Origin of the sequence: Flavihumibacter cheonanensis (assembly GCF_022352215.1) — a bacterium.
Taxonomy (GTDB): Bacteria; Bacteroidota; Bacteroidia; order Chitinophagales; family Chitinophagaceae; genus Flavihumibacter; species Flavihumibacter cheonanensis.
In genome coordinates this window covers 1-290 of the sequence record NZ_JAKRWF010000063.1, presented here as the reverse complement: position 1 = coordinate 290, position 290 = coordinate 1, and the positions used below count along the sequence as shown (strand labels likewise).

Genomic DNA, 290 nt, shown 5'->3' with positions numbered 1-290 from the left:
AGGCCCGCGAGAAGCTCAAGAAATTCGCCCCTGCCGAAACCTCGCCGGCCTCGTCATGAAAACTTCCCTCGTCATCGCCGTCCTCGCGGCCGCGTGCGCCGCCGCCGCCGCGCAGGATACCGTGGAATATCTCGACGGCAACACGCGCACCGGACGCGTGGTCGGCGCGAACGAAAAGCAGTTCCAACTCCGCGTGCCGCCGCCAATGCCGGGACGGCAACCGGCCGTGATTTCCATCAACCGCGCCGATGTGGACAAAATCATTTTCGGCCCCGATGCCGATCTGGCGG

1 protein-coding gene is annotated in these 290 nt (G+C 65.5%); it reads left to right on the top strand.

Annotated elements, in window-relative coordinates; all coding sequences use genetic code 11:
• Window positions 1-55: 55 nt before the first annotated feature.
• Window positions 56-290: hypothetical protein (locus tag MD536_RS21140; RefSeq protein ID WP_239603778.1), on the top strand; the 235-nt coding region annotated here is incomplete at its 3' end.